This is a genomic window from Fontibacillus panacisegetis, from assembly GCF_900102215.1.
Lineage (GTDB): Bacteria > Bacillota > Bacilli > Paenibacillales > Paenibacillaceae > Fontibacillus > Fontibacillus panacisegetis.
The window spans coordinates 248775-266066 of the sequence record NZ_FNBG01000003.1; the positions used below are offsets into that span (position 1 = coordinate 248775).

Here is a 17292-nt window from a genome sequence, read left to right on the forward strand (position 1 = left end):
TATTTTTATGTAAAAAAAGACATTCCTCAGCATTTGCCGGAAATGTCCTTCTTAGCCTTAATTTCTTTTTGTAATGGGTAGCCACACTTCAAACTTGGTGTTTGTTGGATTAGCATCCAGATATACTTCAATATCCGGGGCATTCGCATACTCATAGTCTGAGGTTGGGAGCCATTCGGTAATGATTCTTCTCTGCAAATCCTGAATCGCATGCGGGTTCGTTCCCTGTCCGGAAAAAACAGCCCATGTGCAAGCAGGAACCCTGTATTCTGCCATACCATCAGGCACTTCACCATCAGATGCAACAGCGATATAATACTCCCATTTCTCTAAATCATCCATACAGGCGCTAACCCCCAGCACGCCCACAGGCTCCTGATTCATCATGGAGATCAATTGCGACATTTGTCCATTCTGTGCGATTTGCTGCCACAATTGCGGCACAACCTGAAGGCTCTCTTCAACATCCTTTTCCAGCAATGCTTTAGCTCCTACGACTCTGAAGCTATCTTTAGTGACAATCCGATATTCCATTTCAGCCGCTCCTTGTATAGTTATTTTGAAGCTGATCCGAGGATATGCCTTAAGCGCTGTTCCTTCCTTCTGAGCCGCAGATGGAGAAATTCCATGCACCTGCTGAAAGGCCCTGTTAAAAGCTGTCGGTGAATCGTATCCATAACGCAGAGCAACATCCATCACTTTATGACCGCCCTGCAAATCAAACGCAGCATGGGTCAACCGTCTGCGCCGAATATATTCTGACAGCGGAACTCCAGCTATGTAGGAAAACATTCGTTGAAAATGATAGGTAGAGCAGCAGGCCAGCTGCGCTGCTTTCCCGTATTCAATTTCGCCGTCAAGGTTGTCCTCAACATAATCCAACGCTTTATTCAAGAGCTCAAGCCATTCCATCGTACCCTCTCCTCATTTATAGAATAATAAATATGTAATCGGTAAGCCTCTCGTTTGCTGCACAAAAATGCGAGCCTTCACAGCACAATCAATTGCCATGATGATACACCAAGTGACTCGATTTGCCACCCACTTTACTCACTTCACATGGGTCAAGAAACTGCAATAAATGATCAGGATTGGACAATCCTTCCGGCAATTGAAGCTGTAAGATGACAATATAATCCTGAGGCATGGATGTGCAGACAGCATTGTAAAGGTTGTACCAGAGACGACATCATTTTTGACAGAATTGGAAAAATCGCAGAGTTTCTTGATCGAGGTTATCGTACAGACAACTATATACCTGATCCTGTTAGAGCAATAGATACATACTGCTTCCACACTGAGATGCTGATTAAATACTTCAAGCGGAAGGATCTTTTTAAATTAATCAAAAATATCGATGTATTGTTCCACGCCCATGTAGACCTGTTATTAAGCCATTACGATACGCTGGATTGGGGTTCATGGGAGAGCAAAGTGAAGCACAGTATGATTTTGTTCAAACGTGATGCTGAAGAAATTTGCGCTGCAAAAGGAATTACATACCCTGATCCCATTGCCGAGCAGATCATTTTCTACTTCAATACAAGAATGGGCTCTGATGAATGGGAATTAACCTCCGCGCTAAAAGTAACTTGGAATCTCTTGACCTGATTGAACTGAAGGCAGAAAAATGAATCCAATAGGTTGAAGAAATAGACAAGCAACCTCCAGTTGACATTATCGTTATGTCTAGTTGGTAGATTATCAAAGGTGAATTCGATATCCTGTTAAATGAGGAGGTGATTACAATGAAATTTCAAGATAAATTGCAGGTTTTACGGAAGGAAAAAGGATTATCCCAGGAAAAACTAGCTGAAATCATCGGGGTTTCCAGACAAGCTGTTGCCAAATGGGAGCTGGGTCAATCCTATCCCGATATGCTGAATCTCATCGCTATAAGTCAATTATTTCACATGAGCATGGATCGTCTGGTAAAAGACAATGAGGATGAGAACTGCCAATTCGATCAAACCAAAAAATCATTCCAGACCAATAATGACTTGATAGATTTTCTATGCAGAGCCAAGAAATCAACCTATGCAGGCAAGGGAGCCGAAGCACTTCCATCACGCCCCATGTCCCATGATTTGCATTATTCAGAAGGGCCCTATACGTACATTGATTCTTATCTGGGAGGAGAGAAATTTGCCGGAGAGGAAGCGTTATGGTGGGACGGACAGCCTGTTTGGTCGATGAATTATGTCGGTCGAATTGTAGCCGATGGCTTTAATGGGGACTTCCTAAATGAGGTTCTATCTCTGGTTCCAATAGAATATCCATATCGGGGGCCGCTCGTATATTACAATGGAGATTTCAGCTATCATTGTATAGTTAATGGAATGTTTGAATGGTTTCATGGATATGAGGAAATTTTCTGCAAAGGCAACAAAGTATATGAATGTATGTTTCACGGCGGTAACATTAAGTAATAATACAGCGCTCTTTACATCAAGTGGCTGTCAAGGAACGCTCTTTTAGTAGTGGAAAGGCAAGATATCAGGAAAAGCATGCAGAAATGCAGCTTTATAAAAGTAACCATGAAAGGATGAACAAAAGCCTGCAAAAATGCAGGAATATTGCTCAGAATAGACTAGTTTGAAGAGAATCCTTAGAGAAAGCCTGCACATTTGCAGCAATTTAGGGCATTTAGTGGATTTACATGTTCAAAGCCTGCACATTTGCAGGAATTTCAGGAATTCCGCAGCATGACACTATTTCACATGAGATACGGTCATGGAATGTGGCGGGATCAAGCGGTGCAGGGATCGTCTCCCTTGCACCGCTATTTCTAGTTTTGATACGTTTTTTTAATTAGGCGAACCGTTCATAAGCGAGCCAACCTACTTTTGGGACAGCCCCTTCGTATATCCATTTATATATGAACAATCCTAACTATCTTATTTATGTTTTACTAATGAGAGCAGTTCAGAAGAACCCGGTATAAACGGTAATTCCGAGGAACAATAACGGGCTTCCACTCCATTTGAACCTAATTCTTTCACTATTCCTGCTAATTCGGAGTACAATTCAAAACCTAAAGTTTTTAGCGGATAAATAAGAACCTGCCCGCCTTTTCTACAAACACGCAGCAATTCGTTTATCGCCTGACGATGGAATGTCCCATCAAATTGCTCTCCATATAAAAACAAAAAATGACTGCATAACACGAGCTCAAAGCTTTCATTCGAAAAAGGAAGCTCCGGAAGCATGGCTGATATATATCGTGAATCTCCGTTTGAGCGATAATCCTTAACAAATGTCTGGAGAGAAGCCTCCCTTATATTCCGGTGGTTCTCGATATTTCCGTAATATGTCCAATCAAAATGCTCCTGAAGATCCGCCAATTTAGCTGTTGAAATCTCGATTTCTTGCAGTCCTTTATGTAAAATAGCATCCGGATGAAGCTCATACATAGGATCAACTGCGGTCGCTTTCAACCCTTTCATATTAGCCTCAGCAACGAAGGAGGATGCTCCAGCAGCAACATCCAGGATAGATCCCTTCAATAGCCCCTCACTGCTTAATGCGAACATTTTCAAGTATTCCTCGTAAGATCTGCAGGTCATTGCCACGCCTTGTTGCTCATAAGTCGGTTTGTTACTCATTTGTCTCCACTCTCCTCAGCTCAACTACTTACTAACCTCCATCCCCCCTCCGGAGGATGCTGAAGTTTGAATTATCATAGCAAGATTGTTTAATTTTGTAAACCGATTCGAAAGAGCGCCTATGTAAATAAAAACAGATGACCCCTGACAAGTGCAGAGGTCATCTGTTGGCTGCTTAAGCATAATGCCCTTATTCAGGGCTGTTATTTTGCAGCGACTGTTGCAATCACACGTTTTTGTTCGCTTTGTTTCAATACATTAACAAATCTAACTAGACCTTTACTGCCTTTATTTAAATTCGGACGCATTGGTACCATGAATTTCACCTCCTTTCAATGTAAATCTACTTTTAGATATTTAAGAAGCTGCTCCATGTTCACAGCAAAAATATTTTCGAGTCCATTCGCACCCTTCCTTACGCCAATCTTATCTGCAAACTTGCTATAAAGCCGGGTCAAATACAGATTGTCAGCCAATGCGTGAAACCGCACGGTTTGAATGTCCTTATGCTCCTCAATAATATGTCTGGCCAGGTCACGAAAGCCCTCGTAAAAAATTCTGCTGCTGCGATATTGCTCGGACAAAATAGCGGAATCGAGAAAGGCCGTATCATCCTCAATCTGGTATTGAATGAAGCCTATTAATTGTCCCTTATCATCGTCGAACAGCAAAATATGGGTTGCTGATAAGGTGTTGACGAGATGGAGCAATGCATCCAATAAAGAATATTCGTTGTAAAATTGTCCGCAGCGGGCGGCATAAAATCTCGTGAAACGCGCGTAATCCTCGTCTCTGACGCAATGGCTGGCTCTTGCCCGAAGCATAAAACCCACCTCCTTTTCTATGCGACTCTCGGTTATTTCACAGCATTCTGCTGCTCACGCATGAATTTGTACAACCCATCCTTATTCATTAGCTCCGTATGCCGCCCGTTTTCCATCAGCCGACCCTCATTCATGACGAAAATTTGGTCCACTCCTGTGATCGCCTCCAGGCGATGTGTCACTATGACCACAGTTCGGCTCCCGGATAGCTTCTGAATAGTCGCGTTGACCGCGGCTTCCGAGATCGGATCGAGTGCGGAAGTCACCTCGTCAAGCAATAATAAGGAGGGCTTCCGTACCAAAGCCCTGGCGATGGCGATCCGCTGCTTCTGTCCGCCGGACAGGTTCCCTCCATCCTCAGACACTAACGTGTCGTAGCCGTTCGGGAGGCTGGCAATGAATTCATGGATGTCGGCTTGTTCTGCCGCTTCCATCACATCCTGCAAAGTGGCTTCCGGCTTGGCGATACGGATGTTGTCGAGCACGGAGCCGCGGAACAGGAAGCTCTCCTGAAATACAACGCCAATGCACTTCCGGTAGGCTTCTGCGTTCAAAGATGACAGGTCGTCCCCGTCAATTGTTATTCGACCTCCGTTGGGCTGGCGCAGGCCCATGATGAGGTGGAGGAGTGTGCTTTTGCCTGAACCACTCGGTCCTACAAAAGCTACAGATGAACCAGCCTCTATCTTGAAGCTTACCTCCTGCAGCAACGGCTCCTGTCCCGGGTAACCAAAAATGAGCTTATCCGCGGCGATCTCCGGGCAATGGCTGAGCTGCGGTATTTTTAACTGTCCACTCTCTTTTGCGGGCGGCTGGTTTAGCAGCTCTAAAATCCTGTCCAGACTAACCTTCGCACCAGTAAACGAGGGAGCAACTGCAGTTAAATTATAGACAGCGTTGCCCATTGATGTATAAATCGTAAAGAACGCAACCATAGCTCCTAGTGTAATCCGCTCCGTCAATGCCAAATATGAGCCGAAGCCGATCATGGTGAAGTTGACCAGTAGAAGACTGATCATAGGCAGCCGATCCAGCGAGGCTCCCATTACATTTTTGCGATAATGGCTGCGGAATAGCTGCTGAAGTCCCAAGGTGAACCTGCGGATAGCTTCATTTTGCAGGCTGAATCCTTGGATGACCAACTGTCCCCTCGCATTTTCCTGTACATCACCCGCCATTCTGTCGACATCATTTCGATACGCAGTAAAAGCGGTAGCCGCCCGTTTTCCCAGCAGAATAGGTCCCACATAAATAAGGCAAGCTCCGGCCAAGATGACGAGCGCCATGCTCCACTGCAAAGTAAACAGAACCGCAGTACTAAAGGCTACAACAATCAGCGATTGGAGTCCTATCGTCATCAGCATGGCCATCGCACTTTCAATGGCTGGAAGATCGACCGTAAAACGGGCGACATGCTCTCCGGTACGGTTGGCTCCATAACGCTCCAAATCCAGACGCTGCATACCCGTAAACAGTCGTTCTCGCAAATTCCGCTGTACGACTGCGCTAATGCGTGCCAGCAAACGATCGCTGGCTAGTCCCGCGCATACGCCAACAATGCCCGCCGTGCTAAGAATAATCAGAATAAGGCTAAAGGCTCCTCTGTCCTGAGGAATAATGGCATAGTCAATCATAAATTGAAAGCTAAGTGGAGCCAGTGAAATGACGATATTTTCAATGGCAAATACGAACAGGAATACAACGGCAACTCCCCGGCATGGACGAAGAAATACTAGCATTTGACGAATGACAAATAACATCTCAGGCCCTCTCAGACCAAAGCTCTCGTCTGTAGACGATCAAGGTAGGTCCGCAGCTCGGAAATGAGCACTCTGTAGCCGTCCATTTGTCCGCATTCGTTCTCTGCCATAGCATATCGTTCTGCGAACTTTTCAAATAATCGCCTATTATAATCGTTACATGCCGTCCAGAAGCGAAGCTCCGTCACTTGTTCTTTCGATTCATCTGCCTCAATATGTTCGAGCAAATATTGCAAGGCTTTAGCAAAAAGCCCGGTTCGACGGTGTCGCTCAACAATAAAAGCCACCTGAATCTGTACAATGTGACGGTCTGTATAATCATGCTCACCAGTCCCGTAAATATAGCTGAAAGCACCTGCTGTCTCTTCTTCATTATCAAAACAGAGTATAGACACGCCTTCCATCAGCAATGGGCTAACGATATAGCTGAATGCCTCCTGAAACGGATAGGTCAGCTTAAGCTCGGTATAATGCTCCAATAAGAAATCAACATATCTATGCTGATACATGTTGGTTATGCAGGGAGAAAAATAATAGTCCATTACGAAGCGCAACTCCCAAGGGTAACCTTATTTTGCATAAGCAGCCCTCTTTCTAAATTTTAAAAGTTAATAATGATAGATTTGTCAATTAAGTTCGTGACATGATGTGACTAATTCTAGCAATGTTTGTTTAAGTTTTGTTTAAGTTTGCAAAAATTTGACGATATTTTACTTACTCCAGCACTACATGCTGATATAATATAACTAATTTCAACTGTTTCTGGAGGCCTATAATGAAGCTAAATATAACGACCTGCAGACAAGGCCACCGCTTCCTGCTGTCACTTGCTGTCGTACTGGCCGCAGCATTTCTTGTGTCTGCGGCTCCAGTAACGCAGCAAACCGCGTGGGCATCAAAACTCACTCCTTCACAGGAATATACATACAATCACGGCAGTATCGATTTATCCGACTGGAATGTGGACGAACGAACGAGCATTCTTTTTTCTGGAGAATGGGAGTTTTATTGGGGGGAGCTGCTGGAGCCTAAAGATTTTCAAACGAGTGACCAGCCTGAGCCCGCTTATGTTCAGGTTCCGAGCGCTTGGACTGACTATCGACAAGGAGAAATCTCTCTTCCGAACGAAGGTTATGCAACCTATCGGCTCCGCTTTCTGCTGCCTGATCATATGGCATCCACTCATCGGACGCTTGCCGTGTATCCCAAAAGCATCGCCTCCTCCTACAAAATGTGGATCAACGGGAATCTTAAGGGCGGTAACGGAACGGTTGGAACTGACCCTTCCAGCTCGAAGCCAAGCAGTTATCCCATGACCATCTACTTTGATCCGGTAGAAGGATGGAACGAGGTCATCATTCAAGTATCGAACTTCTCACAACGAAATGCCGGAATCTGGCAGGCGATGGAGCTTGGAACGGCCGAATCCGTTACCCATCTGCGAATATCCCGTGTGACGGTTCAAGTGTTCATTGTCGGCATTTTTTTCGTAATGTCACTCTATTATTTGTTTGTCTATTTCAACCGCAGACAGGAAACATCCGCCTTATGGTTCGGCTTGCTCTGTTTTGCCGTTGGCGTCAGAACGATCGTGCTGGGGGAAACGACCGCACTCTATCTACTGCCTTCTATTCCTTGGGAAGCGGCGGTTAAGCTGGAATACATATCCGTCTCCATGACGGCGCTGATGCTAATCCTTTTCATTAACCGGGAATATCCCAAGGAATCCGTTCCCTGGGTGGCCAAGACTTCTGGAATAGTCATTCTTAGCTGTATTTCGATATTCCTGTTTACGCCTGCCCGTGTGTATACATACTATCTATCCCCTTTTACCTGGGGAGTGCTGCTGCCTTCTCTGCTCTACACCATGTACATTTACGTCTTGTCCGCTATCCGGCGCAGGAAGGGATCGCTCACGACCGCTACCGGCTTCTTGTTCTTCACGCTGTTTGCGCTAAACGATATGCTCTTCTATAACGGTCTTCTGTTCACCAATGACATGCTGTCCATCGGATTGCTGGTCTTTCTGATGACACAGGCGCTTAATCTGTCTGCCCGCTTCTCCAGAGCGCTACATGAAAAGGAGATGTTATCCGGGCAGCTGCAGGAATCCAACCGATCGTTGGAGCGCACGATTGAGGAACGTACAAAATCGTTATGGAAGACGAATAAAGAGCTGCAGGAGGCCAATGAGCGAATGGCAGATATTGAACAATTCCGTATCCGGCTACTGTCCAATATTTCGCATGAGCTAAGCACACCGATCACCTCGATTAAAGGTTTTGCCAAGGGACTAAGGGACGGCATCATTACCGCCGATATGCCCAAATATGCAGGCAGAATCTATGAGCGATCCCTGCTGCTGGAGCACTTGATTCGCGATTTAATCGAGCTGACCAAACTGGAGACGAAGCAAGTGGAATTCCAGATGCACGAAGTAGAGTTGCTGCCTTTCTTTCAGGAAATATTCATGAAATACGCGGACGAAATTGAACAGAATGGTATCCGTTTCCGAGCTGTGCTTCCTGATAACAGTATGGAACTATCTTCATTTCACGTCAGGCTTGACCCGATTCGAATTGAGCAGGTGCTATCCAACCTGATTTCCAATGCAGTGAGATATACACCGTCAGGTGGAGAAATCAGTCTTCACCTGCATGTGGAAGGTTCGGATACATATGGCTGGTTCGTCTATATAAGCGTTAAAGATACCGGACTCGGCATTGATCCCTCTATGCATAGACATATCTTCGAGCGTTTCGGACAAGCCAGACAGCCGACAGGTAAAGAGCATAGCGGATCAGGGCTTGGGCTTGCGATTAGCAGGGAGATTATTTTATATCATCAAGGCGAAATACAGGTAGATAGCGAGCCGGGTAGCGGCAGCGAGTTCCGGTTTCATTTGCCGATCAGACGAAAGAGTGGTGCTTGGGAATGATTCATGAGGATCGCATACTTTGTGACATTTTGATCATTGAGGATGACGGCGATATAGCCGATTTGATTTCGATTTATTTGCGTAATCAGGGCCTAGCCACTCGTACAGCCGGAACGCTGATGGAGGCTACTGAGTTGTTCACTGCCCGAATGCCCGACCTTGTTATTTGCGACATTATGCTGCCTGACGGAGAAGGCTCCGATTGGGTGAAGGCCACCAAGCGTAATTCCGGCGTTCCGATCATTTTCTTAAGCAGTCGCAGTGAAGTCGAAGACATCCTATTGGGCTTCGAGCTTGGAGGCGACGACTATATTACGAAGCCGTTCGATCCCGATATTATGGTGGCCAGAGTCAAGGCGAGGCTGAGAAACCTCCCTGCCGTGGACAATCATGATCATACCAAAGCAGGAGGTAACGAATGGAGTGACGGAAGGCTTACACTCTATTGGGATCGCTGGGAAGTCCGAGTTAACGGCGAAGAAATTAATCTTCCTGCCAAAGAGCTTCAACTGCTGTTTCTCATGGCTGGTCATCCTGGAAAGGTGTTCAGCGTGGAGCAATTATACGAAAAAATATGGGGTATTGACGGATGGAGCGACACTCGGACCGTGATGGTGCATATTCACAACCTTAGAAGAAAAATTGAGGGTGACGACAGCCCGCACCGCTACATTGCCACCGTCCGCGGAATCGGTTATAAGTTTCAGCAGCGGAATAGCTAAACTAAATATTTATACTAATACGGCGCATCAACACCTGCTCCATAGACACTTTAAAGCTCAGTTGTTCTAATAGATGGATGAGTGCTTTCTCCTTAGCTCGAATGTTCATAGCCGATCGTTTACAATCGGGTTCAGAGCCCCAAAGCTCCTGAAGGGCTGTCAGCATGATAGCCTTTCCATCTATACGGCCCGGAGATACCTCACACCTGTAAAGGGTAATACCTAACAGTTTACCGCTAGAATTGAAGGTCCGCCGGAATTGTGCAAAACCTGCTGGTTCGCCTTTGTCATAAACGATGAGGCTCTCTCCATCCTTCAGGCTTTGCCATTGCGCCTGCCATACTTCACCAGGCTGATAAAATGGTAATGCTACAGCATCAACCGCCAACCCCTTTACCACCTGATACTGATTAGTAGATGGATAATTCCCCCTATTCAACTGATCACACGATAAAAGAAGCAGCCGATCTATTATTTTATATCCTACTTTTTCATATACATGAATTGCATGTTGATTTTTGCTAATAGCTTCTAAGTAAGCGATATCCAACCCCTGTTCAGTGTAATATTCTATATTTTTTGCCATCATAACTTTACCGATTCCTTTTCCTCTGAAAGACGGCATTACGGCTGTTCCACCGTTCCATGCTATTTTCTGGCCATTTGAATCTCGAAAGCCATTCAGCACAATTCCGGCTACCTCATGATCTGCATAACAGGCAAACGAATGCTCAAGCGATAGACCTTCATTTACTGTACGAGCAATAAATCGATCCAAGGGCATCGATACATTTGCAAAATATCCTTCAAAGGCTTGGTTCCACAGCTCAGAAACAGCCTCAACAGGCAGCTCATTTAATGGCTTCAAAGTAATCATATAAGTCCCCCTCAACTAATGATTGTACGTATATAGGCAGCTGGGTAAAATGTTCTTTCCATCGCTTTTCCTTCTACACTTGAGTTATGAGGTTCGCAATGCAGAATTCCTGAAATTCCTGCGGATGTGCAGGCTTTTATGATCTAAAGTCTCAAAATATGCTAAATTGCTGCAGATGTGCAGGCTTTTTCTAAAATCCTCTTCAAACTGGACATTTACGAAAAAAATTGCTGCACATTTGCAACCTCTTGCTCATTCTTTCATTTCTACTTTAAAAAAACTGTATTTTTGCTACTCTTCCTGATCTTGTACCTGTTTTTACTAATGACGTCGTTCTTTCTTTAGTTCAACTTATATAGTTCCACCCTTGACTTGAAATTTTGATAAATACCTAAAATATTTATTAATTCGTCATGCTCTGATAGTTTTCCTTTTTTCAACAAAGTACTCTGATTTTGAGTACCCTAATTTCCTCTCATCTCATGATATACTCCCCCGAGAAAAGTCATATATGATCAGGTTCAAATCAAAGGGGTTTTCTACCGAACTTGGTGAACACAGATAAGTTCCTTCTCTGGATGATATAAAAACTCCCTGATTGTCAATATTAACAATCAGAGAGTTTTAAATGTAATTACAATATTTAACTGCTAAAAGGTGATATCTCCGTCATAGGAAGCGATCATTCTGTATAGCTCTGGGCGGCGATCACGGAAAATGCCCCATTCAATCCGGCCAACCTCCAACGCATCAAGATCAAATTCGCTAATTAACACAGCCTCTTCATCACGTCCGGCCTCGACAATTTTGTTGCCTTGTGGTCCGGCAATAAAGGAGGAGCCATAGAAATTAATACTTGAATCCTCGTCCACCTCTTGCCCGATCCGGTTGGAAGCTACGACTGGAATCAGGTTGGCTGCGGCATGACCCAGCATACAAGCCTGCCAGTGATCCTTGGAGTCGATGGAACCATCCTGCGGCTCTGAACCAATCGCTGTTGGGTAGAACAGCAATTCAGCACCCATCAAAGTCATCACTCGGGCTGCTTCCGGATACCATTGATCCCAGCAAATACCTACACCTATTTTCGCATAACGGGTATTCCATACTTTAAACCCGGTATCTCCAGGATTAAAATAAAACTTCTCCTCATAACCCGGGCCATCCGGAATGTGGCTCTTGCGATATTTCCCCATCACCGTACCGTCTGCATCAATGATGGCAATGCTATTGTAACGGGCATAATTCTTTTTCTCATAGAAGCTGATCGGCAAAACTACCTCAAGCTCTTTAGCGATATTCTTAAAGTGATTGATCGCTTTATTGTGCTCCAATTCCGTGGCATAAGGGTAATAGTCGGCTTTTTCCTTCTGGCAAAAATATGGAGTCTCAAACAGCTCTTGAAGCAAAATAATTTGTGCCCCTTGTTTCGCTGCATCTCTGACTAAAACCTCAGCCTTGCGAATATTGTCATCAATGTCGCCAGAACAGCTCATTTGCGTTGCGGCTACCTTCACTTTTCTCATCTTCCCATTCACCTTCTTTTACGAAAAATAGATTTATTTAACAAACGGCATTTGCTGCGTTGTGCAGTGCACATTTCCGCCTTCAGTAATGACTGCCATCCCGTTAACTATACGGATTTTGCGATCCGGGTAAAGCTCGGCTAGCGTACGCTCCGCCATTTTATCCGTTTCTGCAGCAGTACCACCGAATACAGGCAAAATAATCCCGCCATTTACAAAATAAAAATTCAAATAGCTCAGCGTCAGCCGACTTCCGTCATGATTTACCCGTGGAGGCTGCTGAATTTTGATAATGTCCAATTTGCGGCCTTTGGCATCCGTCGCCTGCTCGAGAATTGACAAATTCTCCTGCGTAATTTCATAATTCTCATCCGATGGATCATCACATACCTGAATGATGACTTTACCTGGCGCAGCGAAGCAAGCCACATTGTCGACATGACCATCCGTCTCATCGCCACTCAAACCACGCTTCAACCAAATGATCGATTCCGATCCGGTAAAATTCCGCACATTTTCCTCAATCTCTTCACGGCTTAAATGCGGATTGCGATTAGGATTCAGGAGACATTCCTCTGTTGAAAGAATAGTGCCTTCTCCATCCGTATGAATGGAGCCGCCCTCCATAACAAGCGGAGCATCAAAACGTTCAACTTTATATTTATCCAGAATTTGCGGAGCTACACCATCATCTAAGTCCCAAGGTGTATATTTTCCACCCCAAGCGTTAAATTTCCAGTTCACTCCCGCAATTTTACCGTTCCCGTCTGCTACAAATGTAGGTCCGTTATCGCGAAGCCATGCATCATTATGCTCAATGGGCAGCAATGTCACATTGTCTTCTGTAATCAAGGATCTAACTGCATCCAAATCATCTGGATTAACAACTACAGTTACCGGTTCAAACTCGGCGATCGCCTTTATAATCTCTGCATATCCGGCAAATACTGATTCATAGTTATCCGGATAACACATGGATGATTGCACAGGCCAAGAAATAAAAGTTCGTTCATGTGCGCCCCACTCTGGCGGCATTGAATAATTTAAAGCTTTAGGATACATGATTTAATTACCTCTTCAATTATTTTTAGAACCGGCTGGCTTATCCCAAAGTTCCTTACCCATCATACAATATTTTAACTAAGTGCTCAATTTCTAAAAACTAGTCAACAGGAATCTTGATGACCTCAATGTAATCAGAAGAAATTCAGGCTTTGCTGTGGTGTCAAACAACAAGGAGAGATAGAGAACAATCTACAGTCGTTACATCTACAGTAACTGTACAGTTCCACTTACTATACCCAGACATCCAACAGCCAGCATAATCCAGCCAAGCATTTTTTTTCTTTCCGAGGAGCTATTCCTTAACAGTCTTAAACCTATAATAATCAAAATGATACCACCAATTATGTTAACAAATAACATCTGAGATTGAAATGGTCCCAACAAACGATCTAAAAAGCCATCTACCGCATTTTCAATTTTGCTGTTCATTAACTACACCTCCATCGAATTTACTTTTTTCTTGACCATATCAATGATGACGATTGCAATGAATATACTAAATGACATAAACAAGAAGAAAATCATTGCATTCATTTTTTGATCGTTTAGATTAATCACAATGTTGCAAAATAGAGAGGATAGAATAACTGCTGTTAGAATGGATGCCGGAACGGATTTTTTTATAAAACCAACGCCCATAGCAATAATTCCTAACATGGATGTGATTACAGACATTATTAATGTTGTTTTGACAACCGCAGTAAATGTGTGGATCGTAAAGCTGGATTCCATTAAAGAAAAGTATGACTCAGTAACTCCGAATAGAGAAAAAACCAAAATATTACTTATAAAAAAAGCGATCGCCGTGAAGATGTAGACATACAGCAATTTAGCAAACAATATTTTTTCCCTTTTGATTGGATAAGAAAACAGAAGCTTGGCTTGTTCACCTAAATAAACTTCAATGATAAATCTGGAAGCAATCACAGAAGAAAGCGTACAAAAAACGAACATATTTAGTGCACTGCCCATAGCGATTAAATGATAATAATCTAGAAAAATCATCAATTCCGGATCACTTTCAATATTAGGTACATATGCAAACATATAAAGAATCCCAAGCATTATAACCGAAATGATAATACTATAAAATGTATAGCTGCTTATCTTATGCTTTAACAGCTCCAATTTTATAAGTTTAAGCATAAACATCTCCTCTCAGATTCAAAATGGTTTTTTGTCCTCATCACTTGAAATTGTAAAGTATAAAGTTAAGGTTTTTCTTAGCTGATTCTTACAAATATCTTAAGATAAATCCGAATACTCAACACAAAAAGACTCCTACGAGACTAATTAAAGACTGTAAGAGTCGGTACGGTATACTAAACGAGTTCGTTAATTTTCATAGTAATCAACTTTTATTTGTCAGTTTCGACTGTCTTCAATGCTGGCTGACCAGCTTCAAGCAGCACTTTGCTGCGGCCAAAAATTATAGATAACACAAACATAAGCAATCCTGTTCCGATGAGCAGCCATTCTATCTTTACAAAATCAGCTATTGGACCGAAAATAAGCATTCCAATCGGCATCATCGAGGTAGAAATCATCCCCATTACACCAAATACTCTGCCCATAAAGTTCTCATCTACTTTTTCCTGCACAAGAACATTTGTTGGAGTATTAAATATCGGCATCGCAACTCCAAATACAGCCATAAAAATCAAGTAGATCCAGAAGACCGGAACAATACCCAGTGCTACTGTGCAAGCACCCATCATCAGGGCTGAGAACATCATCGTGTGAACCTTGTTCTGAAATCCTCCCCATACAGCGATTATGCCACCACCAGCCATCATCCCGATCGAAAACGCGATTTCGATAGCTGTCAGCCTCCACACATCATCCCCGAAGCTCCGGGAAACCTGAAGTGGTGTTAGAAATGCTGCAGGAGCCATCAACACAAAAAACACGGAGAAAAACAGAAAAAATTTCTTCAGAAACCGATGATCTTTAATGTATAGAATGCCTTGCTTCATATCATGGAAATAGCTTGTCGTTTGCTTCTCATTTGCCTTCTCATGTAAAGGTATATGGAAAAAGACCAGCAGCGTACCAATCGCAAGCGCAGCCGTAATGACATCTATAAAAAATATGGATTCGATCGAAGCCATGGTCAACAATGCCGCACTAACGATAGGGGATACAAACATAATAATCGCCTGAAGGCTCCCATTAATTCCATTAATCTTCGTTAGTTTATCCTTGGGTACGATTTGTGGCAAGATGGCTCCGACAGCAGGTGTTTGAACTCCCGTCCCCATGGCTCGAACAGCAGCCATTACAAAGAGCAGCCAGATCGAATCATATCCCATTAAAAATACGATGGCGAGAATCAATGTAGCGATCGCAATCATGCCGTCTGACAGCATAATTAATATTTTTCGGTTATATCGATCCGCCCACACCCCTGCTATTGGGGATAAAATAAAGGTCGGTATGAAACCGCAAATGATATACAGGGTCATCATGATGCCTGACTCAGTTGTTAATGTGATGTGCCACATCATCGCATATTGAACTAATGACGAACCAAAAAGAGAGAGGGACTGACTACTCAAAAAAAGAATGATGTTCCTTTTCCAATTTCCCATGACCTGATTCTGCACAGCATTCACCTTCTTCACAACCTTCCGTAATGACTCACATTTTATAATAACCAATTACAAATAAAGACACCAGCCTCTATGTCTGGTGTCTTTATTCGTTATACCGCAGTCATATATTTTGAAAGGACATTCTCATAGGCGCTTTGTGGCCGTAAACCGACGAGCTTCTCGACCGGTTCTCCGTCCTGGAACACGATCACGGTCGGCATTGACATAATACCATATGCGCCTGCTGTAACAGGTGATTCATCACAGTCTATCTTAACTACAGTCAATCGCTCCGCGTGCTTGTTGCTTAAGTCATCCAAAATCGGCAGAAGCGCCTTACAAGGCGGACACCATACAGCACCAAACTCGACCAGAGTCGTACCTTTTGCAGGAATCACCGAAGCAAAATTGTTATCGTTAACAGCTACTACACTCATATTTTCTCCTCCTGAACTTGGTTTCGTTCGAGCTGAATGGAGGTTATGCGATCCTTCAGATTTCCTCTTATTTGGTTCAGCAAAGTGATTTGTTCGTCGATTTCTTTCAGCTTCTGCTCGTAGATGGGAAGCACCTCTTCGCAAAATGCCTCTTTGTTTTTAAGAACACAATTTAGAAATCCCGAAATCTGCTCCGTGGAAAAGCCGAGATCCAAATAAAACCGAATGGTTTGAACCTGATCTAACGCCAAAATCGAATACTCCCGGTAACCGTTGTCCTGACGCATCGGCGCAAGCAAGCCTTGGCGTTCATAATATCGCAGAGAACGAACACTAGCTCCGGTCCTTTCAGAGAGTTCTCCAATTTTCACCTTCATCTCCTCCTCCAGCTGTATCCTCATTTTAAACCCTGACACTAATGTCAGGGTCAAGGAGAAATTTAATTTAATAATTGCTCACCCATAACATACAACCTATACTGTTTAGTGAAGAAATAATATGAGTACTTCTTGCATAAAAGGTGGATAAACTATGCTAATCTCTATGTTAATCTTTATTATCGCCGGACTTGCTGAAATCGGTGGCGGATATCTAGTATGGCTCTGGTTAATCATGACCACCCGTCCAACGGGTGGTTTGCTCTTGGGGTATAACCCCCTGTTGCCAAACTGCGCCTAAAGACGCTAGCCTGACCACAAATCCGTTCAGGCTCAGTGTAATTTGTCATTTTCACTTACCAGTTAAACTGGTTTATTTCTTTTTGTTCCTATAATTGCTGAACGGATCTTCGTACTCTTTTACACTCAGTTTATCTATTGCTTGATCGTGTGCTTCTTGTTCACGAATGTATTTAGCTACGGTTGCTTCATTCAAGCCCACTGTACTCACATAATATCCTTCTGCCCAAAATTTCCGATTTCCGTATTTATACTTTAATTGTGCAT

18 protein-coding genes and 1 pseudogene are annotated in these 17292 nt (G+C 43.6%); 5 read left to right on the plus strand and 14 right to left on the minus strand.

The annotated features are described in order from the left end of the window. Window positions 1–57: 57 nt before the first annotated feature. Window positions 58–912, minus strand: a complete 855-nt coding sequence (locus BLS49_RS05215; protein WP_091227282.1) for an AraC family transcriptional regulator — start codon at window positions 910–912, stop codon at window positions 58–60. Window positions 913–1149: 237 nt separating this feature from the next. On the opposite strand from BLS49_RS05215, the gene BLS49_RS05220 reads away from it, so the two are divergent. Next, window positions 1150–1611: a hypothetical protein gene (locus tag BLS49_RS05220; RefSeq protein WP_217640033.1), complete on the plus strand. Its 462-nt coding sequence runs from the start codon at window positions 1150–1152 to the stop codon at window positions 1609–1611. A gap of 137 nt (window positions 1612–1748) precedes the next feature. Continuing rightward, entirely contained in the window at window positions 1749–2429 is a 681-nt protein-coding gene (locus tag BLS49_RS05225; protein WP_091227284.1) for a DUF5680 domain-containing protein, read from the plus strand. Window positions 2430–2897: 468 nt separating this feature from the next. Here the strand turns inward: BLS49_RS05225 and BLS49_RS05230 are convergent, their stop codons facing one another. From BLS49_RS05230 to BLS49_RS05245, 4 genes are all read right to left on the minus strand, one after another. Further along, window positions 2898–3605, minus strand: coding sequence for a class I SAM-dependent methyltransferase (locus BLS49_RS05230; protein WP_091227285.1), 708 nt, complete (start codon window positions 3603–3605; stop codon window positions 2898–2900). A 332-nt stretch (window positions 3606–3937) separates the two neighbouring features. After that, on the minus strand, window positions 3938–4429 hold the full coding sequence (locus tag BLS49_RS05235; RefSeq protein WP_091227287.1) for a hypothetical protein: 492 nt from the start codon (window positions 4427–4429) through the stop codon (window positions 3938–3940). Between the two features lie 32 nt (window positions 4430–4461). Further along, window positions 4462–6189 carry an ABC transporter ATP-binding protein gene (locus BLS49_RS05240; RefSeq protein ID WP_091227289.1) on the minus strand — a complete coding sequence of 576 codons (1728 nt, stop codon included), beginning with the start codon at window positions 6187–6189 and terminating at the stop codon, window positions 4462–4464. 11 nt (window positions 6190–6200) lie between these two features. Beyond that, window positions 6201–6731: a hypothetical protein gene (locus tag BLS49_RS05245; protein ID WP_091227291.1), complete on the minus strand. Its 531-nt coding sequence runs from the start codon at window positions 6729–6731 to the stop codon at window positions 6201–6203. 233 nt (window positions 6732–6964) lie between these two features. Between BLS49_RS05245 and BLS49_RS05250 the strand changes: the two genes are divergently transcribed. Beyond that, window positions 6965–9127: a sensor histidine kinase gene (locus BLS49_RS05250; protein ID WP_091227292.1), complete on the plus strand. Its 2163-nt coding sequence runs from the start codon at window positions 6965–6967 to the stop codon at window positions 9125–9127. Then, window positions 9124–9849, plus strand: a complete 726-nt coding sequence (locus BLS49_RS05255; protein ID WP_091227294.1) for a response regulator transcription factor — start codon at window positions 9124–9126, stop codon at window positions 9847–9849. Before BLS49_RS05250 ends, BLS49_RS05255 begins: the two co-directional genes overlap by 4 nt. 1 nt (window position 9850) lies before the next feature. Here BLS49_RS05255 and BLS49_RS05260 read toward each other — a convergent pair whose 3' ends face one another. The 8 genes from BLS49_RS05260 to BLS49_RS05295 form a co-directional block, all read right to left on the minus strand. Then, the gene (locus BLS49_RS05260) at window positions 9851–10726 is read right to left on the minus strand and encodes a GNAT family N-acetyltransferase (protein WP_091227295.1); all 876 of its coding nucleotides are present in this window, start codon (window positions 10724–10726) and stop codon (window positions 9851–9853) included. 650 nt (window positions 10727–11376) lie between these two features. Next, window positions 11377–12252, minus strand: a complete 876-nt coding sequence (gene aguB, locus BLS49_RS05265; RefSeq protein WP_091227296.1) for an N-carbamoylputrescine amidase — start codon at window positions 12250–12252, stop codon at window positions 11377–11379. A gap of 33 nt (window positions 12253–12285) precedes the next feature. Further along, window positions 12286–13314, minus strand: a complete 1029-nt coding sequence (locus BLS49_RS05270) for an agmatine deiminase family protein (protein ID WP_091227298.1) — start codon at window positions 13312–13314, stop codon at window positions 12286–12288. A 207-nt stretch (window positions 13315–13521) separates the two neighbouring features. Further along, window positions 13522–13746 (minus strand): hypothetical protein, encoded by a 225-nt coding sequence (locus BLS49_RS05275; RefSeq protein WP_091227300.1) that lies wholly within the window; start codon window positions 13744–13746, stop codon window positions 13522–13524. Between the two features lie 3 nt (window positions 13747–13749). Beyond that, complete coding sequence (locus BLS49_RS05280; RefSeq protein WP_175471317.1) at window positions 13750–14463, minus strand: ABC transporter permease; 714 nt, start codon at window positions 14461–14463, stop codon at window positions 13750–13752. Window positions 14464–14675: 212 nt separating this feature from the next. Further along, complete coding sequence (locus BLS49_RS05285; RefSeq protein WP_091227327.1) at window positions 14676–15908, minus strand: MFS transporter; 1233 nt, start codon at window positions 15906–15908, stop codon at window positions 14676–14678. A 113-nt stretch (window positions 15909–16021) separates the two neighbouring features. Next, window positions 16022–16348, minus strand: a complete 327-nt coding sequence (locus BLS49_RS05290; RefSeq protein ID WP_091227302.1) for a thioredoxin family protein — start codon at window positions 16346–16348, stop codon at window positions 16022–16024. After that, window positions 16345–16719, minus strand: coding sequence for a MerR family transcriptional regulator (locus BLS49_RS05295; protein WP_091227304.1), 375 nt, complete (start codon window positions 16717–16719; stop codon window positions 16345–16347). The genes BLS49_RS05290 and BLS49_RS05295 overlap by 4 nt, the downstream gene beginning before the upstream one ends. A gap of 160 nt (window positions 16720–16879) precedes the next feature. Between BLS49_RS05295 and BLS49_RS05300 the strand changes: the two are divergent. Next, window positions 16880–16981: pseudogene (locus BLS49_RS05300) on the plus strand (YnfA family protein); the annotation flags it as partial. A gap of 117 nt (window positions 16982–17098) precedes the next feature. Here BLS49_RS05300 and BLS49_RS05305 read toward each other — a convergent pair. Then, window positions 17099–17292, minus strand: a 194-nt coding sequence (locus tag BLS49_RS05305) for a transposase (protein ID WP_175471318.1), incomplete at its 5' end; no start/stop codon positions are given.